This is a genomic window from Streptomyces sp. NPDC041129, assembly GCF_055592265.1.
Genome location: NZ_JBVIYV010000002.1, coordinates 867,744 through 889,048, shown reverse-complemented (window position 1 = coordinate 889,048; position 21,305 = coordinate 867,744). Strand labels below are relative to the sequence as shown.

At 63.0% G+C, this 21,305-nt stretch carries 14 protein-coding genes; 4 read left to right on the top strand and 10 right to left on the bottom strand.

Annotated elements, in window-relative coordinates; translation table 11 throughout:
- Positions 1 to 68: 68 nt before the first annotated feature.
- The 3 genes from ACZ6B1_RS12245 to ACZ6B1_RS12235 form a co-directional block, all read right to left on the bottom strand.
- Positions 69 to 797, bottom strand: a complete 729-nt coding sequence (locus tag ACZ6B1_RS12245; RefSeq protein WP_468777285.1) for a GntR family transcriptional regulator — start codon at positions 795 to 797, stop codon at positions 69 to 71.
- Positions 798 to 886: 89 nt separating this feature from the next.
- A complete protein-coding gene (locus ACZ6B1_RS12240) occupies positions 887 to 1,324 on the bottom strand; it encodes an ATP-binding protein (RefSeq protein ID WP_468777283.1) in 438 nt (145 codons plus the stop codon).
- A 277-nt stretch (positions 1,325 to 1,601) separates the two neighbouring features.
- The gene (locus tag ACZ6B1_RS12235) at positions 1,602 to 2,342 is read right to left on the bottom strand and encodes a GntR family transcriptional regulator (protein ID WP_123436672.1); all 741 of its coding nucleotides are present in this window, start codon (positions 2,340 to 2,342) and stop codon (positions 1,602 to 1,604) included.
- Between the two features lie 81 nt (positions 2,343 to 2,423).
- Here ACZ6B1_RS12235 and ACZ6B1_RS12230 point away from each other — a divergent pair, with 81 nt between their 5' ends.
- From ACZ6B1_RS12230 to ACZ6B1_RS12220, 3 genes are all read left to right on the top strand, one after another.
- The gene (locus ACZ6B1_RS12230) at positions 2,424 to 3,518 is read left to right on the top strand and encodes a DUF1152 domain-containing protein (RefSeq protein ID WP_468777281.1); all 1,095 of its coding nucleotides are present in this window, start codon (positions 2,424 to 2,426) and stop codon (positions 3,516 to 3,518) included.
- Between the two features lie 748 nt (positions 3,519 to 4,266).
- Positions 4,267 to 5,889 carry an ATP-dependent nuclease gene (locus tag ACZ6B1_RS12225; RefSeq protein ID WP_468777279.1) on the top strand — a complete coding sequence of 541 codons (1,623 nt, stop codon included), beginning with the start codon at positions 4,267 to 4,269 and terminating at the stop codon, positions 5,887 to 5,889.
- Positions 5,886 to 7,541 (top strand): UvrD-helicase domain-containing protein, encoded by a 1,656-nt coding sequence (locus ACZ6B1_RS12220; RefSeq protein ID WP_468777277.1) that lies wholly within the window; start codon positions 5,886 to 5,888, stop codon positions 7,539 to 7,541. Before ACZ6B1_RS12225 ends, ACZ6B1_RS12220 begins: the two co-directional genes overlap by 4 nt.
- 527 nt (positions 7,542 to 8,068) lie before the next feature.
- Here ACZ6B1_RS12220 and ACZ6B1_RS12215 read toward each other — a convergent pair.
- Entirely contained in the window at positions 8,069 to 9,829 is a 1,761-nt protein-coding gene (locus ACZ6B1_RS12215) for a DUF262 domain-containing protein (protein WP_468777274.1), read from the bottom strand.
- A gap of 815 nt (positions 9,830 to 10,644) precedes the next feature.
- Here ACZ6B1_RS12215 and ACZ6B1_RS12210 point away from each other — a divergent pair.
- Entirely contained in the window at positions 10,645 to 11,619 is a 975-nt protein-coding gene (locus tag ACZ6B1_RS12210) for an HNH endonuclease (protein ID WP_468777272.1), read from the top strand.
- A gap of 315 nt (positions 11,620 to 11,934) precedes the next feature.
- On the opposite strand, the gene ACZ6B1_RS12205 is transcribed toward ACZ6B1_RS12210, so the two are convergent.
- From ACZ6B1_RS12205 to ACZ6B1_RS12180, 6 genes are all read right to left on the bottom strand, one after another.
- The gene (locus ACZ6B1_RS12205; RefSeq protein WP_468777270.1) at positions 11,935 to 12,282 is read right to left on the bottom strand and encodes a hypothetical protein; all 348 of its coding nucleotides are present in this window, start codon (positions 12,280 to 12,282) and stop codon (positions 11,935 to 11,937) included.
- A 2-nt stretch (positions 12,283 to 12,284) separates the two neighbouring features.
- Positions 12,285 to 12,449, bottom strand: coding sequence for a hypothetical protein (locus tag ACZ6B1_RS12200; RefSeq protein ID WP_468777267.1), 165 nt, complete (start codon positions 12,447 to 12,449; stop codon positions 12,285 to 12,287).
- Between the two features lie 1,460 nt (positions 12,450 to 13,909).
- Positions 13,910 to 15,664: a hypothetical protein gene (locus ACZ6B1_RS12195; protein ID WP_468777265.1), complete on the bottom strand. Its 1,755-nt coding sequence runs from the start codon at positions 15,662 to 15,664 to the stop codon at positions 13,910 to 13,912.
- Positions 15,665 to 15,686: 22 nt separating this feature from the next.
- Positions 15,687 to 18,728 carry a DEAD/DEAH box helicase gene (locus ACZ6B1_RS12190; protein WP_468777263.1) on the bottom strand — a complete coding sequence of 1,014 codons (3,042 nt, stop codon included), beginning with the start codon at positions 18,726 to 18,728 and terminating at the stop codon, positions 15,687 to 15,689.
- Positions 18,725 to 19,882 (bottom strand): sigma-70 family RNA polymerase sigma factor, encoded by a 1,158-nt coding sequence (locus tag ACZ6B1_RS12185; RefSeq protein ID WP_468777260.1) that lies wholly within the window; start codon positions 19,880 to 19,882, stop codon positions 18,725 to 18,727. Before ACZ6B1_RS12185 ends, ACZ6B1_RS12190 begins: the two co-directional genes overlap by 4 nt.
- Before the next feature lie 722 nt (positions 19,883 to 20,604).
- On the bottom strand, positions 20,605 to 21,258 hold the full coding sequence (locus ACZ6B1_RS12180) for an Eco29kI family restriction endonuclease (RefSeq protein WP_468777258.1): 654 nt from the start codon (positions 21,256 to 21,258) through the stop codon (positions 20,605 to 20,607).
- Between the last annotated feature and the right edge of the window lie 47 nt (positions 21,259 to 21,305).

Below are 21,305 nucleotides of genomic sequence, written 5' to 3'. Positions count from 1 at the left end.
TTCGAAGTTAGGGTTGCCAGGTTGACTTGTCAAGTTGCTATCGACGGAGGTTCGCCCGAAGGGCGGCATCAGCTCAGGCGGTAGGTGTCTTCAAGTTCGTGCTGGTCAGCCGGGAGGAGCACGTCGGAGACCTGTAGGGAACGACCGGAGGCGTCGCAGGCGATAACCAGGACGCTCAGAACAGGGACACCGTCCGGCAGCCCCAGTAGTTCGGCCTCACGCTCTTCGGGCAGCCGAGCCGACACGCGCTCGACCACGTGATCAAAGCGGATCTTTTTACGTGTCTCGAGGAGCTCACGGGTACTTCCACTCAAGGGCTTGTCTGAACCCAGTTCAGTACCTTCAGCCAAGCCGGCGGGAAAGTACGAGGAGACCAACTCGACCGCCTCGCCGCCCTCTTCGACCAGGAAGCGGCGCACGAGCACGTCGGTTCCCCTCGGGAGGCCAAGCGCAGAAGCGACCCGAGCCGGGACAGCCACGTGTCCGACTTCGATCAGCCGGCCCGCGTCCTGCGACTCGTCGCGTTCGAGCGCCTCGCGCCCCCGCCGGTCTTTGTGCTCGACGACCTCCGGACGACCGCGGACGATCGTGCCGTACCCCTGCCGGGACTCGAGCCAACCGTCCCGCTTCAGCAGCTCCAGCGCCCGGACGACGGTCGGGCGAGACATCCCGAATGCCTGCACCAGTTGGTTCTCACTCGGCACACGAGTACCCGGCGCGTAGGTGCCGTCCTCGATACGGCGCTGAAGCGTCTGCGCGAGGCGCACGTACTTCGGTGGCTCCACTTCATACGCCATGAACGCCGCCTGTCGGGATTGGCCAAGTCAACTGGTCAACCAGACTAGCGACACTTGCACACCGACAGTAGGAGGGGTGGGCTATCCCATCACGCCGGCCAGGCATCGGCCACCACGAAGGAGACGACAGTTCCACCGAAGTAGCTGGGCCCCGAGTGCCAGGAGTCGGCGATGGAGTCGACCAGAACCAGCCCCCGCCCGTGTGCGTCGTTCGCCTCAGGGTGCCGCAGCCGCACGTTCGCCGGAAAGCCCGGGTTGTGCACCTCGACGCGGAGCGAGGTTCCCTCACGGAACCACTCGACTCGTACCAGCCAGGGGTCATCCGACGTGCCGTAGCTGATGGCGTTGGTCACCAGCTCAGAGATCATCAGCGCGCAGTCGTCGACCGAGCAGCTCGGGTTGTGAGGAGCGATGAACTTCCGGAACCAGCGCCGGGCTCGCGGCACGGACTCAGGAACGGGTTGCAAGGTCATCGCTCCGAGTCGCGGTGAGTCCTGGCACGGGTATCGGTCGATCGTGTACGCCATGGGTGCTCACTCCTTGCCGCTGCCGTCGCAGTCGAGGCAGCGCCGCTTCGACGTGGCACGGCTGCGGTCGTTGGCCGTGGAGAGCGCCAGCTCCGTCCGAGAGCCGACGCGCTTCCACCCACGCCCCCGACACCCCCGGCAAGCTAACGGCGCACCCTGCGCCGGCCGACGACTCGTCACGCCGTGCCCCCTTCTCCTCAAGTGGCCTTAGCCACTTCCTGGATAGTGGCATTGGCCACTTGCGGAGTGCAAGCGGTTCGCCGTAACTGGCGAGTCGTCAGGTGAGCGGGTATCCCTGCTCGAACGCCCAGCGGTGCGGCGGGTAGGTGGCTTCGGCGAACTCCAAGGGCCGATCCTGGAGGTCAAAGACGACGTGATGGACGATGAGGACCGCAGATCCCGGCTCCAGCCGCAGATCGTCCGCCTCCTCACCCGTCGCAGCCCGAGCGCACATGCGGTCTTCGGCGTAGCTGCCTTGACGCCCTGTCATCCTCTCGACGTACATGAGCGTCCCTTCCTGGATCCGCTCCGGATCCGTGAGCTTGGGCGCTCGCTGGCCGACCTCTGGAGCGAACCAGGAGGTAGACAGCGTGATCGGACCGTCCTGGTTGTTCGTCACTCGACGGCGGTGCACGGCTCGACGATCCTTCACCAGACCCAGTGCCTCGGCCACGTAGTCCGGCGCCTCCAGCCAGCCGGCCGAAGTAATCACCGCGTACTCCCCCGGCGTATAGATCTTCCCAGTCTGCCGCGCCCGCCCGTACAACTCCCTTGCGCGCCGGTTCACTTCGAGACTGCGCACATAGGTCCCCGAGCCCTGACGCTTCTCGACCAGGCCCTGATGACTCAACGCCTCCAGTGACCGCGCCGCCGTAGGGCGGGACACCTTCCAGTCAACGGCGAGCTGCCGTTCCGAGGGCACCTCGTCCCCCGGGCGCAGGTCACCCCTGAGGATCTGATCACGGATGTAGTGGGCGATCTGAAGGTACTTCGGTTGAGCCTCCTCGATCTGAGGCATCTTCCCCTCCTAGTCCAAGTGGCTATGGCCTTTAGCCACTATAGAGTGAGTGGCCAACCTGTGAACCCGTAGTCTGAACGCATGACGCGGTTGATCGTCGCAGCAGGAGGAGGGGGCGACGCAGTCGCCGCCGCAATGCTTCACGCCGCTCTCTACGGCGGGGAGGACCAGGCGGTGATCCTCACGTATGCATGGGACCGCCTCCTGATCGACCCGCTACCGGGCCCGCGGCGGCCCGGCGACTTCACCGGCCTGCAACGTCTCACCCCGGCCGTCTGGGCAGTACCGGCAGAGGCCCGCCCCATCGCGCCCGCAGGCTCCACGCTCCCCCGACTCGCATCGGAGCTCCCGCACATCTTGGCGCTACTCGACCCGTCCGGGGGCGCCGAAGGCCTCACCCATCAGCTCGAAGACCTGGTGAGCCACATGGAGCCCGAGTCGATCGACCTCCTGGACGTCGGTGGGGACATCCTCGCGCGGGGTGACGAGCCGACACTCAGGAGCCCACTAGCTGACGCACTCACGCTTGCCGCATGCTGCCAGGTGAACGCACCGGTGCGACTCCTGGTCGCGGGTCCGGGAATGGACGGCGAACTCAAGCAGGAAGACATGGGGGACGTGCTGGGCCCCGTCGTCCATACCTTCACCGCAAGTGACGCAGACGCGATCAGCGCCGTCCTGGAGTGGCACCCGTCCGAAGCGACAGCCCTCCTTGCGGCAGCGGCCCGAGGCGTACGAGGCACATGCGAGATCCGAGACGCAGGACTCCCCGTACCGCTCACGGATGAGAGCCCGCGGGTGCACGAGGTCGAACTGGACGACGCCATCAGCCGCAACGAGCTGGCCCGAGCCATCATGGCTACAGCGCACTTGGATGAGGCCGAAGCCCATAGCCGCGAGATCTGTGGCTCCTCGGAAATCGACTACGAGCGCAACAAGGCCCTATGGCTCGACGACCGGGAGCCGGCCAAGCTGGACCCAGCGGCTATCTGGCCGCAGCTCGAGGAGTTCGAGCGCGAAGCCCGGGCCCACGGCATCAGCCACACAACGTTCCGCCGCATCACTGAGGCACTGGATCTCAGCGGCTCTCAGCGCGACGACTTGCGGCGGCTGCTCATCGATAGCTGGCCGAAGCAGTACGACGCGCCCTTGTGGCGCATCCCAGACGGCACGTGAGTAACAACTTTCTTCACGGGTTCAAGGCGGCTCGCTCCGCTCGCCGCGCGCGGCCCGGGCGCCGGCCGGGCCTGCGCTCCTGTCTCCGCCCCGCTCCAGCCCGGCCGGCGCCCGTGCTGCGCTCAGAGCAGTCAGCCACCTGATGCCAGAGAAGAGGTACGTCGTGGCTGGGGCGGTCGGCTCCACGGCTTTAGGCAGCCACTTTGGCGCGAGCCTCGCAGATCACGGCCCCAACGTCGTGCTTTAGCGGGCAGGTCCACAGACTGCCCGACGCGCCGGAAGCTTACGGGGCCATGATCACTCGCGCCAAAGCAGCTCCAGCCCAAAGCCGCTCCACCAACCTCACACCACAAAGTTGAGGCATCGCGGGGCATCCAAGCACTCAATCACAGATGGAGCATGCTGACTCCGCGCTGGGTCATAGGTCTCCGGAGCCAGACGCGACCGGTGGTGGGTGGGGGCCTCACACGGTGCCATGTCGCGGAGGCGCAATGCCCAACTCTGCGCGCTGGACCGTGTGCAGGATGCACCTGCGCGGACGGGCGAAACCGGGCTTGGCAGCACTCACGACACCGGGATGGGCCTGCGCGGGCTTGGGGTAGTAAACGAAGAAAACGGCTGCTGGGATGTCCTGATCGTCGTAGCCTGTCCGGGTGACCCTCAGTACCGCGACGAGTCTGCCCGGAAGCCTTGCCGCTGCCAGCGGTCAGTGTCTGAATCCGGCACCGAGATGGGCAGGTTGGCACCAGTGAGACTCACTCAGTTGAAGATTTCTAACTATGCCCGCCTGCAAGATCTCGACGTCGAAGTCCGCAAACATCTCGTCCTTGTCGGCGCAAACGACGTTGGCAAGACGTCACTACTGCGGCTACTCAATCTCACGCTGGGCGCCACGCTCGGTTATCTATATCAGAGCTTGTCTCGGGCTGATCTCCGAGACCCGGGACGTCCACTCACCGTGGAGGCAGTTCTGGCCGACTTCTCCAACACCGAGAAGGCGCTATTTCACCGCGAGATCGACATCGACTCCGCCACTAAGAAGGCATCACTGACTGTCCGTCTTGAAGTGGCGCCCAACGAGGACGACGTCGAAGCTGTCGTCATCCACCGGGTCCTTACGGGAACTGCGGACCGTCGTGCGCCCACCCGTCAGCAGCTCGAAGCGATCGGTTGGCGATACCTCCCTGCAACGCGTGGAACCAGTGGTTTCCAACTCGGCGGTCCGAATAGCGCCCTACAGCTAATGCTCGACGGCCTTGACCTCGGTTCCGAGAAAGCCGTTCTCACCGAGATCCTGAGCCAATTCAATAGCAAGCTCCACGCCAGTGAAAGTCTGAGTGACCTGCGAAGGAAAATCGCTGGGCATCTGGCGAAGGCCATGCCGCGTCCGATCACCGCCGACGACCTAGCTGTGCGCACGGCAGCAGATCCGGGGGCCTCCGTTCTGGAGGGCGTCTCCATGTTTCTACAACGTGATGATGAGTACAAGCCGATCACGGAACAGTCGGACGGTCTGCGTCAGTTGATGTCGCTGACTCTCTTCGACTTGGCCGAAAATGCCGCGAACATCATTGCTGTCGACGAGCCAGAACTGCACCTTCATCCTTCGAGTCAACGAACCATCGCCGACCTGTTTGCCGCATCCGAGAACCAAAAGATTGTTTGTACACACTCGCCGTACGTCCTTCAGCGGTTCGAACCTTCCCAGGTCCTCGTTGTCGCTCCTGGCGGTAACGTGCATCAGATTCCAGATGCGGGACTTGGGGCGGTGGAAAAACTACGCTCCCAGTGGTGGTCTCCACGTCTCCTCGAGGCACTGACTGCCCGTTTCGTGATTACTGTTGAAGGTGTAGCTGACAGGATCATCGTGGAGGCTGCAGCGCGGGCACTAGGCATCGGCCTCGACCGGAGCGGCGTCGTCGTATTCGAACTCGACGGTGCCGACAAGTTCAGGCATGTCTACAAAATGCTCGGTGACAAGGGTTTTGGTGTGCACGTCCTCGGTCTAGTGGACAAAGCGGAGGAGGGCATCTTCACCGGCGCCATCGGTGGCAAGCCCAAGCTCCTGCTCGGCACGAAGGTCTGGTCCAGCGATCGTGATCTTGAAGACGAGTACTGCAAGGCCTTGACCGGCCCGGTAGCTGGCCGCATCCTCGTCGACGCCGGCGTTTGTCGTCTTGATGGACTCCTTCAGGCATGCGGTGTTTCGCAGGAAAGTGACCTCACTTCGGAGGGCGTCGCGGCCTTCTGCCGCAAGAACAAGACGGACGCCGCCACAGCGATCGCATCGGCCATGACACGCGAGCACGCTGAAGCGATCACCAGCGTTGCTGGGGTCCTCTCCAAGGCGAAGAAACTGGCCGAAGCATGAGCGCAGGACATGAGTCCGACCCGGCATACAGCAATCAAGCAAACCTGCTGGTCATTGCGCCACCGGGTTGCGGTAAGACAGAGTTGCTATCGCGGCGCGCTGTCCACCTACTCGATGGTCTTGAGCCTCACCAACGGCTCCTGGCGCTGACTTTTTCCAACCGTGCGACACAGAATTTGCGCGAGCGTCTAAGGCGTGCCCTCGGGTCTCAACGTTTCTCGCGCTGCGTGCGAGTTACTAACTTCCACGGGCATGCCGCCGAAATCATTCGCGCACATGGTCGGACGCTCAACCTGGCGCCAGAAACTCCCATGCCCGGGCGCTCAACGCTCAGTGATGCTATTTCCACATATACAGAAGGCCTAAATGTCGGTGCAGCCATAAATCTTCGAAAGAGCATCGAAGCGGCTTTGTCGAGCGCTAAGCAGGGCCCGTACGATGACGCCGTAGTGCATGCTGCTCTCATCGCAAGCGGTAACGTCCATGCCCAACAAATCGAAGCAGGACGCATAGAAGCAGGGATCTTTCACTACGACGATTTGCTGCGGCACGCACAGCGGCTGCTCAGAGTTGCCGAAATTGCAAATCTCTATCAGTCGCGATACAGGGCGGTTCTAGTCGACGAGTTCCAAGACTTGTCGCCTCAGCAATTGGAAATTGCCCTGGCCAGCGGTAAAAGTCGCACTTTCGTAGGTGATCCGCTGCAGGGTATTTACAGTTGGGCTGGTGCTAGGCCAACAGAAGTCGAGCGGCAACTGCGAACACTGTGTGGCGAACCACATCGACTCACTCTTTCTTACCGCTCCTCTCCAGCAGTGCTTGCCGTCGTGAACCATGTCTCGGCGAGGCTTAATGGCAGCGGCGACCTCCAAGCTGCGCAGCCTGATGCGTGGCCCTCGGGCGGGGCAGCAGGCTCTGCCATCTTTACCAGCGGTACCGAGGAGGCCGAGTGGCTCGTGCAGAGAGCGACAGACATCCTCACAGCAAATCCTAAAGGCACCGTCGGCATCATCACCCGTTCCGGTTGGCGGCGCAGGGCCGTGGACGCGGCTTTTGCGGCCGCAGATCAGTTGGCGTGCCAGCGCTGGGACCTCGCACTCGAGGACAGCAGTATGGTGCAACGCCTCGTTACAGCAGTTGGCCGGCTGCCACGCCAAGCCGACCTGGGTTTGCTGCGCAGCCTCGTGTTGGACGGCATCGACCAAGGCGACGTCGAGACGTTGGAGCAAGTAGAAATTGCTCTGTCGGAGTTCGAAGGGCTCGTGGCTCAGGCAGGATCCCTAACTGCTGCGGCGGCTCAGCTACGCGTCGTGGACAGCGAGACAGCAATCGAGCCCGGTGTCCACCTTCTCAACGCACACACAGGGAAAGGCCAACAATTTGACTGGGTGTTCGTCCCCGGCTTTGAAGATTTCCATATTCCGGACAGCCGGGCAAGCAGTGCAGCGCAACTGGAAGAGGAGCTCCGAGTGGTTCTCGTCATGGCCTCCAGGGCACGCCACGGGTTCGTCGTTACGAGGGCACGCTCGCTAATTTCTAATGCCGGCAATCCATATACCACCAGAGAAAGCCAATGGTGGCCCATGATCACTGCTCAATGCTCGATGGACGAGGGAGAACTCGTCCAACACATTGCAGCGCTATCAACCTGAACGCGATAACCGCTTTTTAGGTAGTGCAAGCAACCGCGGGCAACATCGGGAGTCAGCGGACCATATATTCCTAAGAGCCACATTGGCAAGTGGCCGCACACAGTGACTGCGTGCGTGACCCCCGCTCCCGACGATTTCGCCCGCCCATACCTCTGGGGGGATCCCCGTTGCCACGAACCATCCGTTTCGACGGGACCCAAGAGGAGCTTCAGTTCGAGTGACCTCAAGCATGCTCTACAAAGCGCAGCTCGCCTCTACGAGGCAGACGAATTGGCCGGGCTCCTATAAAGTCGCAGGTGCCCGACCGGCCGCGTACAAAGCGCCGCCCAGCTGGCCGACGATTCCTGGTGAGGACAGCTCAAAGCGTCAATCGTTCGGCGGGTCAGCCCTGCCGAGCTGCGCCGTGATCAATCCTCACAGTCGTTCGTACAGTGGCGCGCTCCACCTGGACGCCAGGCACCGCGCCTGCTCCACGGAGTGTGCGTCGACGGTAGACGGGATGGAAGCTGGGGTTGACCGTGGTATCGCTAGGGGTTTGGCTTACTCGCCGCTTTAGCCCGAGTCTCTGTTGACTGGCTCGGAATTACAACATCTCCTTCACTTTCCAATGCGCGCAGTTCGTCCGCCGCCTCCACCACGAATTGTGGCCAAGCCCAGATCTTCTTGATGCGCTCACCCAGCAACGTCTGCCGGGAGTCGACCGCAGCCTCATTCCATTCAGTGTGGCTTGCCACCTCTTGAGTGATCAGCAACTCCGACTCTGCAAGGTGCTGCCTTTTTTCGGCGAACGGCGCATTCTTGATCCTTGTATTAATTGCTCGCGAAAGAAGAGTCAGATTTCCCAGTTTGCCGACATATTCGGCATGACTCGACCACCTGTACTCACTGCGAGGGCGTTGGGGATAGACATGCTCGACGTGTACCTTGGGGGGGCGTCCGACTTTAGTCTCTTCACCGTTCCTGAGAGACATTTCGATCTCCTTAAGGAGATATCTGGCCGAGGGTGCGTCGAGACCTCTCAGACCGCTCACCGCCGCCTCGAAGACATTATCGTCGGCACTTTCTCGGAGCAACGCGGAGAACACGCTTTTGACATCTTTGCGCCTATAGAGATCTACGGCAGCAGAAAAGACGATCCGCTCCATCTGGGATCCATTCCGTTTGGCCACGATCCCTTCACGCGTGTAGTACGTGATTGCAGCCTCCACAAGCCCGGAAAAGTTTTCCTCCCCCGAAGCAAGTGCACTCAGAAAAAGGGGGTAGAGCATCTTTGCCTTGAGGGAGAATACATCTTGGAGCACATCGCGAACACGGGCATCCTGGAATTTTCCGCTGATGATCCGAACGTAGTCCTTATGCGCGTCAGCGAGGTCGCGCATAAATTCAACACTGGGAGTTGCGTCCTCTTCCATCTGGTCACGGATTGCTCGGTAGAGCCTTTGTGACTTAATGTCTCCGTGGCGGGAAGTCCAATAATGCCGCAGAAAGTCGTCTACGTCCACGGAGGAAGACTCATCGAGAATTTGATGCCAGAGGCTGATGATTTCCTCGCGATCGGGCTCAGCAGCCCGGCGCAAAACAAAATTCCTCAGCAGGTCCACTGTGGAGAGCCCCAAACCTCGGTCGTTTAGGGTCTCAAAAATGCTGGCCGCATAGCGTTCGCTTGCGCACGTGACAGTCACCGTTGTCAGGTGATCTACAATCACATCTCTCAGGAAGATCAGCCATTGCTCTCTCTCCCTTTCGTCAGCCTTGACGGCTAGGACGTTAGCGAGTTCAAGGTCGAACTTATTGCGCGCCTCATTAATCAATCTCTGGCTGCGAGTTTTTGCTTCCACCTCGGTTCCCGGGTCTTCCTGAATGCGCCGCCGGAAGTAATCGCGATCGTACCTGCTCAGCCGCAGAGAGGGAGCGAGTTCCCCGGAACGATCGGCTTCTTCGGCAATGTATTTATCCTGTGTTTTATCCGCCACTCGCCTGTTCAACGGCCGCAGATGATCCCGGATGGCCGATAGGAGGATTACTGCGGTTGCCAGTCGCTGCTGTCCATCCAACAACTCAAAATGAGAGGGGAGATCAACCCTAACCATGGACCCAAGGAAGTACTCTTCGTCCGCCATATCTCTACCAATGAGGCCGTCTGCGAAGTGCACGACGTCCTGCCAGAAGTAATCTACGTGGCTAGCGGTCCAGCTGTAGTCCCGCTGGTAGTCAGGGACTGAGGTCTTCTTCGTGTCGTTGAGAAGCTGGCCAATTGTTTGCTTGGACGGCTGGTAGATGAGGCTCATGTTGGACTCCTCGACCGGGACGGCGTTGCTGAGGAAAGTTAAGTCGACCTCTCCGCCGCATCGCAGGGAAACCGAGAAACTGGCAAGAGGAAGCGGGGGCGTGACGTGCCCGGCCCGACTCTAGGAGCCAGCAGGGCTGGCCTCACCGCTTGCCAGCACTACCCAGCAAGGACGGGTGGGCATCACTACGGCAATGCAGTGCCACGGGCAGGATGTGAGGAAGCTGCCCCCCGCGGCCCTGTCAGAGGCGGATCCTAGCGTCATCTACCAAGTGAGAGATTGGGGGCGCATGTCCAAACGGCTCCTGACCTGCAAACCGACCAAGCTCGACCTGGACAGGTTTCGCAGACTGCCGTCCCGAGGAGAACACCACCTCCCCCTGTAGGCGGAATCTGGCCCCAACCTGACTCGACGGTGAGAGCGTCGACCTGCCCACTATCAGCTCCGGGCCTCGAGGGGTCCACCGACTCTCTCGGCGGACCACGGTCAACGTAGTAGTGCTGGCTTGGCAGCCCAGCAGCGAGGCGCCCCAACCTTCAGCGCCGATCGCTAGTCTCTCTGCAAGCGCCGGGCACAGCGACCGTTAAGCAATCCAGCCGACGTCTGATCATGATTGAGGTGACATCCACCGCCACGTAAACGGCGTCGGATGCCCACGGTGCTGCAGGCAACCATCTCGGAGCCACAACTCAGACCGAGCCCTGCCAGGAGGCCGAGAGGGGATTGTCAGTGCAGCCCGCTACGTTGCTCCAGGCGCTCGTGCGGGCTCGTTCCGGCATGGAGGCACCTTGGTTCGAGATGCCTTGGAGGGCTTAATGACGGCGTGGTTGGTGCTGGCGAAGGCTGGAAGCAAGCGGGTGAGCGAGGGCTACGACGACAACCCCTCTACCCACTACAGCTGGGACAACACGGTGAACAACCACGCCAAGCTGAAGGTCGGTGACGTGATCGCATTGTGGGACTCCACCGAGCTGCTGGGTCTGTCGGTGATTGAGGACATCGAGGTCGGGCAGGCCGAGAAGGAAACCCCGTACTGTCTCAAGTGCGGCAAGGCCGATGTGGCCGAGCGGAAGAAGAAGCTGCCCCGGTTCGTGTGCTGGAACCAGAAGTGCAAGCACGAATCAGACCAGGCGGGCTGGAAGCGCAAGCAGGTCACCACCTACCGCAGCCGGCACGAGGCCGGCTGGATTGACGCACGCGGCACCCTGACCGCTCCCGAGCTGCGCATGCTGTGCGTGCAACGCGCGTCTCAGAACAGCCTGCGCGAACTGCGCTGGGACGACTTCCAGCACGCCCTCACTCACGGCGGCGTGCCGCTTCCGCTGGGCATCATCGACACGACCCAGCAGGTGATCGCCGAAGGACACGGCACCGCGACCATCCGCGTACGTAAAGGGCAGCCCGCCTTCCGCAAGTACCTGTTGGACATGTTCGGCGAGGTATGCGCGTTCACCGGTCCGGCCCCGGTCCAGGCGTTGGAAGCGGCGCACCTGTACAGCTACGCCGCCAACGGCAAACACCATAAGGGCGGTGGTCTGCTGCTGCGTCGTGACATGCATCGGCTCTTCGATCTCGGGCTGATCTCCGTCAACCCCCGGACCAAGACTCTGCACCTGGCCAACGTTCTCAAGGCGTACCCGGACTACGCCAGGCTGGACGGCGCCCCGCTGACCGTAACCATGACGGCCGATCACCTCAAGTGGCTGGCTAAGCACTGGGACATGCACCGTGCGCACATGCCGACGACCGCGATTCCCCAACAGGCTCCCGCTGAGGCGGCCACCGCGTAGGGATACCGGTCCCACCAAGTCCCCCGCACCCGTCGGTGCGAGTGGTCGGCCCAACGTTTTCGTAAATCACAGCAAAATCAGCAGCTGCGAATCAGTGCGTTCGAAGAAAGGCCCATCTGAACGGCCACTGTCCCCAGACGGGTCCCGCCTACGTGAGGTCTCCCGTGGAAAGTAGCTCGCCGATCGCGTCCTCAGCTCGGCGAAGAGTGATGCGACCGTCTCCCATGCTGTAAGCGAGGATTTCGGAGCCGGGGCTCAGGCCGGCCTCCGCCAGGAGGCCGAGGGGGAGTTGGACCTGTCCGTCGTCGCCGATCGTCAGCTGTGTGGGTTCCCGAAGCATGCCCACAGCCTGCCACGGTAGCCGCGACGGGCATCGTTCACCGTTGCTCGAGTGCCGCTACGACTTTCTCGGCAGCGGCGTTCGGGGCCTCGTGCTCCCAGACCCCGAACGACCCCCCAGCCCTGCTCTCGAAGCCTCTGGTTCGTGTCGGCGTCCCGGGCCTGATTGCCCTGGATCTTGTCTTGCCAGAATCGGGAGCGCTTCATGGCGGGACGGTAGTGGTCGGGGCACCCGTGCCAGTAGCAGCCGTCGACGAAGGGGGCGACGTGGGCTTTGGGGAAAATTAGATCGGCCGTGCGGCGGAGCTCGGGCAGTGGCTGCACGTTCACGCGGTACCGAAGGCCTTGCGGTACAGGATCGAACGGAGCAGGAGCTCCAGCTTCGTGTCGCGCCCCTTGTTGGTCGCCATGACGGCGCGCACGGCCATCGAGGAGGCCTTGGAGCCGGTCGGCAGGACCTCATCCGTGACCATCCCGGCGGCCCGAGCCATGGATCAGGCTTGAGCAAGGTTGGCGGCCCGAGTCGTGGCGTTGACCTGGCCCACGTAATGCTCTCGTTAAGAGCCCTGTTGGGACCAACAGAGGTGCGCGCGGATCCGACGCGTGCGGCGGTAGTGGCGAAGCGCGATGGATCCGGTAGCCCGTCGTTCGTCATCGATCACAACGGCGCGACGGTGGCGGCCGCCTGCCGCGGGATCCTGCTCCACCGAGCGGGCGACCCTGGTCATCCCCGCTCTCGCCTTCCAGGCCCGCTCGGGTGGGAGCTGGTCACTCCAAACGTGTCGGCTGGCCGGTCGCGTCATGTCCGCCCCTCGGCGTCATGGAGGGCGGTCAGGACTGCCCCGCGAAGGTCTCGCCGAGCTTGACCGGAACGACATTGCCGAGCTGCCGCAGCTTCTCGCCTCGTGGGCCAGCGAGGACCCAGTCATCGGGGAACGTCATCTCCGTCCCTGTTCTGTAGGTTCTGAGTCCACCCCAGAGACGTCGGGCCAGATAATCTTTCGCACCACAACTACGGCTACTGGACGGTGAAATGGTTACCAGACGAGTCCCAGGCTGGGACGTTTTGGCGCATTCCGTGCCTGATTTTTCGCGTGTAGCCGAGAAAGACCCAATCGACGTGATTCTCCGGACAGGGATTTGGCTACCACTGGATGCGTACGCTGCCTGGCCTGTGATGCTGCCATGGTCTGTACGTGATCTGTCCTGCCGTAGCGCTGGGGGCGTGCGCGAAGAACGGTGGTCCAGCCCGGACTTGCGCGGGTACTGTCTGGACGATAACTCGTTCATCAAGGGAACAGCCCGCTCTCTGAGTGTTACCGCTCCTTTTGGGCACCCTCTTGACGGCGCAAAGATGGGCCCTGGGTTCACTGCGGCACATATATGGCGAGAAGTTGGCCAGGCCGTCCTCGCGAGCCGGATACCACACCTTTACAGCTTCATTCCGAACCTCGTTTGGCTTCCGACTGAGGTTGCCAAGCTCACCGACTATGAGGGCCAGCCCTTCCAGCGCGCTGCTCAACTTCTCGCGACTGCCCTGTTTCGCAGCGCACCAGTGGCACCTCACCTCAGGTCGGTGGTGGACGAGGCTTGGCGAATTATCGGTATACCCGCTTCGGTTGACCTGTCAATCCAGAAGCGGATCGAATCAGTGGGTGTTAACCGGTTCACCGCAACGTCGGCCTTCTACCGTACACGTCGTAAGCGCGTCGACGAGGTTACCTCGGCACTGTTCGCTATCAAGCATGGAATACCGCTCACGAAAAAGGTGGTCAGCAGTCGCTACACCGCCGGACTTCCTAGCGTGGCACCCCATGCGCGAGCCCAGCTATACAATTGGCTGCAGCGCTTCCAACCCCCACCCGTTGTACACCTGCCGGCAAAGAGCAGGTGAGCATCGGTGGCTAGCAGCGAGGCAACAGAAGTGAACCCTCCCCCTGCGCTGTGACCGTCACTTCGTGATCGGCGTTGCCGCGGCAAGAAACCCGTCCGGGCCGAAGAGAGCGGTACGGTTCAGGTACCGGTTGAAGTGGTCGCACGCTGGCTCCCCGAGATGCAGGCAGGCATGGCACGCCCCACCATTTCGTTCGCAGGCTGGGTCCATGGCACACCGCGATTCGGCGCCTGCGATGGTTGCCAGCAGCAGGTGCAAATCGTTCTCGAACACGGCCTGCAGACCGCCGAGCACGAAGTCGCCTCGACTGGCAGCGAACACGAAAAACCCGTTGTGCCGGGGGACTAGGTACTCACCCAGGCCTTCTCGGTCAACGCCGGCGAAAACCGCGAGCTGGCGGATGGCACGGTGGGCATAGGAGTGAATCAGGGTTAGCAGGTCACGGCCCAGGGGGTCCGCGTCCTGTGGGTCGCTGAAGCGGGACGGCGGATTCACGCCGGCCGCGAGAACGGCACGAGCCTCGCGGGCGTCGGTCACGCCTGGCAACACATGGCCACGGCTTCGCAGGGCGGCGTGCACCATCAACGGATCAAGGCGGAAGAAAAGCGCTTCGGTGGCGCGCAAGTCCGCGTACACCCGCCGGCCGCTCTTGCCAGTGTACAAACTCAGACGGGAGGCTCCCGGTTCGCCGCTGCCCCTGGTATAGCCATAGACGGCTTTCAGAACGGGAAAGTCAGTGAAGAGATCGACTCCGGCCAGACCTGCCCGTCTCAGCGCGATTGGGTAATCATGTCGGTAGCGCGTGAGCGCGTCGCTCGGTGTCGAGGGCGTGATCAAGTCGTCAACCCGTCGGCGGGAGCCCTTTTCAGTTGCGGCGAGGGCGACATCGACTGCCTCACGCTCCGCAGCCTCGATCTGGTCTACGTTGGCGTTCGCGAGCGCACCAAGGTCTTCCTCGGCCCCTAGTTCACCAGCTGCGCTGGCCACGGCAGCCATACGCTCGGCCACCGCGCGCGTAAGCCCCGAGGCGACCAATTGGTCGACTATCGCCGCCTGCGTCCGCCGTCCGGCCCCCGGCTCGGCGTCCTCGAAGCCGCCCAAAGCCCAGAGCAACGCTCGCCGCGGGCCACCAGACTCGGTAACCCGGCGCATCGCGGCCCGGCTGGCTGGGTTGATCTGCGTGAAGGTCTGGGGCGTGTAAACGCTAGCGGAGCGGTGGACGTTGTACCGCAGGTACTCACTGTTCCTGGTATCAGAGTACCTACGGCCACAGGGGCACTTGCGGTATCCGAAACCCTTCCGAATCTCACGGTGGCACACCGGACACTCAAAGCGGATCCGCGAGGCGTCCATGCTGGACTGGTGTGGCATGCGAACTTGGTGGTGCTCAGGGCACGTAGGGATCACTGGCTGTTCGAGGAGTCCACAGTCATGGAAACCGACGAAGTGCAGCTGCTGCCAGCGGTTGTTGCTGCAGACGCAGGCTTTCGGCGCGCCAGTCTCCACACGCCGGCATATACGACACACCCACACCTGGGGATAGCGTTCGACACGCACACCGCGCTCGGGGTTGACCGCCACAACCTCGATTGCGCCGCCAGAACGAAGGAAGTTGACCGCGCCGGGGTCCATGCCGTGCGCGACCCAGCCCTGAAGTTCGGCGATCAGCCGCGTGCGGATGATCGAGTCGTCGACGTCGACCGGGCGCGGATCTTTCCACTCAGTAGTCAGCCAGATGCCCCCCTTGAGGTCGGCGGTCTGCTGCGGGAGGAAGCCGTAGAGGATCTGTGATCCGCTGCGCTGGTCTTTCATAATCTGCTCTCTCCCGGTTCGATCAGTCGTCGCTGACGGGGATCTGGGCTTCGACGTCACGAAGCGAGCGCATGGGCGGGCGGGCCAACAGTTGCTGGGGCCACTTGGCTCCGTCGCCCGGGTTTTCGAGGCGCATGAAATACGTTTCCAGCTGTCGGTTCACGTCACCGAAAGCCAGGTGGTGCTGTTCCTCGACTCCCAGGGCCGCAGCGCAGGCCCGTGCCTCCTCGCTCGCTCCCAGGCTGGTTTGGGCGGCATACTTACGCAGCATGTCAACCGTGGTCAGCCGACCCCACGCAGAGCGTGGTTCGTGGACGAACAAGCGGCGGGCCTCGATCGCCGCACTGGTGGTCAATTCCAGTACGCGGCGGCTGGAACGCGTCACGGGGATCGGTTCCACGAACCGGTCGCCCTGCTCTATGAACGGAGTGAAGTGGGCGAACACGGCTGCGTCGCGCTCGCGGCCGACCTTGTGGATGACATAGACCAGCCCTGGATGCGACCGTCCCACCCGGGCGGTGGCCTGGATGAACTCTGCGGTCGTCAGTGGCACGCCGAGCACCGTCATGACATTCAAGCGGTCGACGTCGACCCCGTGGGAGATCATGGAGGAGGCGGTCACGACATGAAGGCGGTCGTCGAAATCGGATTCTGGCCGCAGAAGACGTTGAAGGGTCTCACGGACTTCCTCGAACGGGGTCTGGCCGGTGAGCTGCGCCGCGTTAAGCGGGGTGACGGGTACCTGCGTACCCAGGGATCGACGGGCTGCTTCGACGTCCCGCACGGTGTTGCCGTACACGACGTGTGTCCCGTAGAGGTCCAGCAGCATGGGCACGTGGGAGGGGTCGATGTCAGCCTCGGCGCATACACGCTGGGGCTCATCAACCAGACGGCGGACGGACTGCTGCAGGATGGTGGTGGTGCGGTCTGAGACCCACTCCAGGGTGACGCCGCGCGGCCACACCGCGACGAATCTACGCAGCAGGCTGCTGGTATCCCGTGTCCAAAACGACTCGCGAGCGGAGGGACCCGGGACGGGAAAAACTCGCCCGGGCCGGTTGTACAGGACGCGCACCTGTCGCTCGAATCCCGTTAGGGTCGCCGACGACGCGATGATCTTGGGAGTGGTACCGGTGAGTTCAAGCTGGAGGGCGTCCAACAGGGACTCGTAGTGCGAGTCGACCGCTCCCAGGGAGTCACGCAGCAGGTGTAGCTCGTCCTGCAACCGGAATGAGGGGGCGAAGCGGGTTCGTTCCCTCGTACCCAGAGGGCTGGACTCACCGGGGCAGTCCGGGACCAGGCAGCCATTCGGGCGCTTGGCGCGCTTGGCATAGGTGAAGCCGTGGCCGGGGCGGGAGCATCGACCTGCCGGCCCTTCGACAAAGGCACGCATGCCGCCTTGCATTGAGATGAGCGCGGCCTTGTCCAAGGTGCCGATGACGACGGTGGGAAGGAACCGGTAGATCTCCTGGTCGACGACGTAGACGGGAAGTGGTCGTCCCTCGGAGCGGCACTGAGATGCTTTGCACACGTGGCGCAGGGTCCAGTCACCGCGGTGGAACTTCATTCCCAGGTCCTCGGAACCACAGAACGGGCAGGCGGTGAGAACCTGGTAGCGATCGGCCATACCGGGGTCGTCCACGTCGACGGGGTTGTGTTCGGTGGGCGCTGTAGGGACCTCGTTGGGGGTGGCACCGGAACCGATGAAGTAGCCGAGTGAGATCGGATCCCCTGGCACGTGGTGGTCCTGGCGTACCACCTCGGCCGCCGCCAGCGCGTCGGCGAAACGCTGGGTCTGCTGCAGGGACAACATCCGCAGCGGGAAGCGGCTCCAGGCGGTGATGCCGGCGAGCTTGCCGCGCAAGCGGTCATAGAAGGCGGCGAGCACGAGCAAGGCAAGATAAGTCTCGGTCTTGCCACCGCCGGTGGCGAACCACACCGTCTCTACCGTGCCCCAGTCCGATCCCCCGCGCACGAGTGAGGGCAGCACAGACAGGACAAAGCCGATCTGGAACGGTCGCCATCCGCTGTAGCGGCCGCGGGCGGCGAGGGCCATGGCGCGGTTCATGAGCTCGAACGCGTGACGTAGTTCGGCGTCCTGCTTCAGGGCCTCCACGCCCGCGCGCAGTCGCTCCAGCTCGCCCGCGTGTTCTTCGGCGGCCTCCTGGGCCTGGCGAAGCATCTCCGGCTGCCAGTCCTCGTCATGGGCACGGCTCCGAAGGCGCTCGGGCGACCAGTGGTCGCTTCCCCACGCCGCGTAGGCATCCACCAGACGCGACAGCGCGGCAACGGGATCACCGAAGAGACGGTCGAATGTCAACGGCAAGACGGCCGCGTCGGTTCGATCGAAGGTGTACTCGGGGCGGTGTCGCTCGACGATGACCTGATCGGTTGTAGCGAGCCCCCGAGGCTCGAGAATCGCGACACCGCAGTTGATCCCGATGGCCGGCAACCGCCGATCGTAGCGAAAGCTCTCAGGCAGTGATTCCAAGAAGAAGGGCACAGTATCGAGGTCCAGCACTCGCAACTCGACTTCGAACAGGTGCCGCTCGCCCCGCTGTCGCGGTCCTTCAGGCGTGGTGTTGACGAGCTCCACGACGAGTTCTGGATCTCCGCGCCAGGACTCGTCCGTCACCCGCACCTCGGCGCTCGAGCCCGGGGCCCCCACAGCGTTAAGGGCCTCTGCGATCTGCTGCCCCCCGTAGGCGACCCCGCCGGCACCCGCCGCCACGTCGACGCGTACAACCACATCAACAGGCTTGGTCTTCTCCCACTTCTCTCCAGGGTCGCGCACACGGTTCCAGGCCAGGGCCCGGACCCGGACCCGGAAAGACCAGGGCCCTGCATGTTCGGGCCGCACACGCATGCCCACCGCGCAAGGGTCCATACGCCTCTCGCGTCCGACCGCCCCCGCGTCGCTCTCCGGGGCAAGCCGCCCCAACCAGTAGACGCCCGACGGATCCGCGTCCAGCACGCTTTCCCCGTCCCCTCGGCCCTCGGCTGTCACCCTGCTGTCCAGCCAGGACACGAACCGAGTCTGGGCTTCCACCTTGTCCTTCGTCACGCCGCCTCCACCGCCAGGAATTCCATCGTCAGCTCCCTGAGCCTTCCGCTCTCCCGCAGTCGTTTGAGCAGCTTCTTCTCCAGCTGCCGCACCCGCTCCCTCGTGACACCGAACTCCTTGCCCAGCGCGTCCAGCGTCATGGGCTCCTCGCCGTCAAGGCCGAAACGCCCGACCAGCAGGCGCATCAACCGCGGGTCCGACTCCGAGAGCAACGCGTCAAGCGTCTCGAGGATTTGCTCCTTCAACAGCTCCTGGATGGTGTCGTCCTCGGGCTGCTCCGTCTTGGACGCGAGCAACAGATCGCCCAGCGTGGCCCCACCCTCGTCATCGACCGGTACATCCAGGTGGATGATGGGCGCGGAGTAGTCCAACAGCGCCTGGATCGTCTCCGGCTTCTCTCCCAGGGCCTCAGCGAGCTCCGAGATAGTGGGAGGACGGCCGTTGCGCGCCTCGAAGCCTCGCGCGTATTGATTAACACGCCGCAGATCCTCACGCACGTGCACTGGCAGCCTCACCACGGAACCGGTGTTTGCGATAGCCCGAGTGATCGTCTGCCGAACCCACCAGCTTCCATATGTGGAGAACTTAAAGCCCATCGTCGGATCGAACTTCTCGGCCGCCCGGTTGAGCCCCAGAATCCCCTCCTGGATTAGGTCGTCGAACTCCAAGTCGCCCGCTCCCGGCAGATAGCGCTTCGCGATGTCAATCGCCAGGCGTACGTTGTGCCTGACCAACGTCCTGCGTGCCGCGTCTCCGTCGCGGACCATCTCTGCCAAGTCGTCCGATGCGCTCCCGGCCACCGGGGAAGCGGCGGCGCGTCGCCCCATCTGAATCCGTCTCCCCAGCGCGACCTCCTCCTCGGCGCTCAGGATGCGGTGGCGTCCGATCCGACCCGATTGGTATCCCATCTGGCCGGACCCGGTGCTCCCGACGGGCTCAAATTCTGCCGCCTCATCGGAGGCCGGCGATTTCCCGCAGGCCGCTTTATCACCAAGTATCCCGTGACCACGCAACACGGCGATGACTCGATCGAGCTGCTGCGGATCGAGGCCCCGCCGGCTCGCGACTTGCACAACGTGGTCACGTTCGAGCCGCCCTAGACGCTCGCTGTCCTCCAGCAAGGCCTCGACGCATGAATCGATCACGTCTTCCATTTCGAAGACGCCCTCCCCCTTGGCACGAAAAAGAATCACGCGAACCCGGAACGACACCGTTCGCCGCCCTCTCCGAGTAAGCGATTAGAAAGCTAGGGCGGTGGGGCGGCAGCACGCAAGGGGAATCACTTTTTTCATTATTTGAGACGCTTCGAAACAGTATGCGGGGAGAGTGTCGCATACATCACATTAGAGGCCATATGCCCGACTCGTTGACCCACCGCCGCTGACTAGCTAAGTTGATGGCGCAGCCTGGGCCTTAGACCAGGTTCCGACACCTCGGCGAGGGCCCCTACCGCCAGGCTGACCGGCGGCCCCCTCAACAGCGCAAGACCGCCGCACCGCGGCAGAGCACTCGAGGAAAAGAGGAGCGCCGAAATGATGGCGCTGCTTTCATAGGAGCGACAGGGCGCCCTGTAATTACCCCTACAGCGCTAGAGGTCAAAAGGGCAGATCAAGCGATACTACCTCAGTGACCGTTTTCTCGATTTCGAACTTGAAATCGGGGAAGCCGCAGAGATTCTCAATGAGCCAGACCTGCAAAAGGACGAGGGGCCGATCGCCGGGAATTCCCCGGCGTCCAGGCCTTCGCGCGTCAGAGGGGCGGGCCCGAAACAGTAGGGGGCGACAACAAGCGCCCCTACTTGTACCTGTAACAACCGCATTGCCCCTGCCCTCGGCGTGGAGTCGAGGGCAGGGGCCATCACGTGCTGGAGGAAGGCTCAGTCATCCAGGTCTTCGTAGGTGTCCGTGTCGGGATGGTGCCAAGGCAGATCATCGTAAGAGGCGACCTGTTGAGCGATATGGCCCTGGGCGATGGCCAGGAGTTTGTTCGCCTCGTGTACGACGCCGCCGTGAGTCCGACTTCGTCCGTCATGCACGGTGTCCCACTTGCTTTTCTTGCTTTGGCGGGTTGAGGAGCCCTGCTCGTTGCCGCCGAACCCGGTTAGCGTGTGGTTCCAGACCGGTCGGTAACCGACGCGTAGGCTGTTCTCTCCCAGGTTGGCGTGCACGTCCGGCAGCAAGAGGGCCCGGAACCGGAACTCCTCCAGCGGCAGTTGGGCCTCCTCTATCGATCGCCGATGTTTCCTGAGCCTGTCGGAGACGGGGCATCGTGCCGACGTCTTGGCGCCGGTGGAGCTGTTGCTTGACCGTCCCTGCCCCACGTAAACGGGGATCTGAAGGTTACTCAACGGCGAGTAGAGAGAGACGTTCTCGCCGCGGTAGTACAAGGCATACAGCCCCGCCCCGTCGAATCGGGGAATCTCGCGGAGCATGGAGACCAACGGCTGGCGCTCGAAGGTCTCGCAGATGGTGTGGGCGATCTGCTCAGTCGACAGGGGGTCGAACGACTTCGGAGTGTATGCGGTGGCCATGACTTCCTGGCTAGTGGTCGGCAGAAGGTCCCGCGAAGGGAACGGAG

What these genes read in the sequence shown, in the direction of transcription:
- ACZ6B1_RS12240 (WP_468777283.1), bottom strand. Translation starts at nt 1,324, where the DNA reads ATGGCGTACACGATCGACCGATACCCGTGCCAGGACTCACCGCGACTC.
- ACZ6B1_RS12185 (WP_468777260.1), bottom strand. Translation starts at nt 19,882, where the DNA reads ATGGAAGACGTGATCGATTCATGCGTCGAGGCCTTGCTGGAGGACAGC.
- ACZ6B1_RS12200 (WP_468777267.1), bottom strand. Translation starts at nt 12,449, where the DNA reads ATGGCTCGGGCCGCCGGGATGGTCACGGATGAGGTCCTGCCGACCGGC.
- ACZ6B1_RS12215 (WP_468777274.1), bottom strand. Translation starts at nt 9,829, where the DNA reads ATGAGCCTCATCTACCAGCCGTCCAAGCAAACAATTGGCCAGCTTCTC.
- ACZ6B1_RS12220 (WP_468777277.1), top strand. Translation starts at nt 5,886, where the DNA reads ATGAGCGCAGGACATGAGTCCGACCCGGCATACAGCAATCAAGCAAAC.
- ACZ6B1_RS12245 (WP_468777285.1), bottom strand. Translation starts at nt 797, where the DNA reads ATGGCGTATGAAGTGGAGCCACCGAAGTACGTGCGCCTCGCGCAGACG.
- ACZ6B1_RS12210 (WP_468777272.1), top strand. Translation starts at nt 10,645, where the DNA reads ATGACGGCGTGGTTGGTGCTGGCGAAGGCTGGAAGCAAGCGGGTGAGC.
- ACZ6B1_RS12195 (WP_468777265.1), bottom strand. Translation starts at nt 15,664, where the DNA reads ATGAAAGACCAGCGCAGCGGATCACAGATCCTCTACGGCTTCCTCCCG.
- ACZ6B1_RS12235 (WP_123436672.1), bottom strand. Translation starts at nt 2,342, where the DNA reads ATGCCTCAGATCGAGGAGGCTCAACCGAAGTACCTTCAGATCGCCCAC.
- ACZ6B1_RS12180 (WP_468777258.1), bottom strand. Translation starts at nt 21,258, where the DNA reads ATGGCCACCGCATACACTCCGAAGTCGTTCGACCCCCTGTCGACTGAG.
- ACZ6B1_RS12230 (WP_468777281.1), top strand. Translation starts at nt 2,424, where the DNA reads ATGACGCGGTTGATCGTCGCAGCAGGAGGAGGGGGCGACGCAGTCGCC.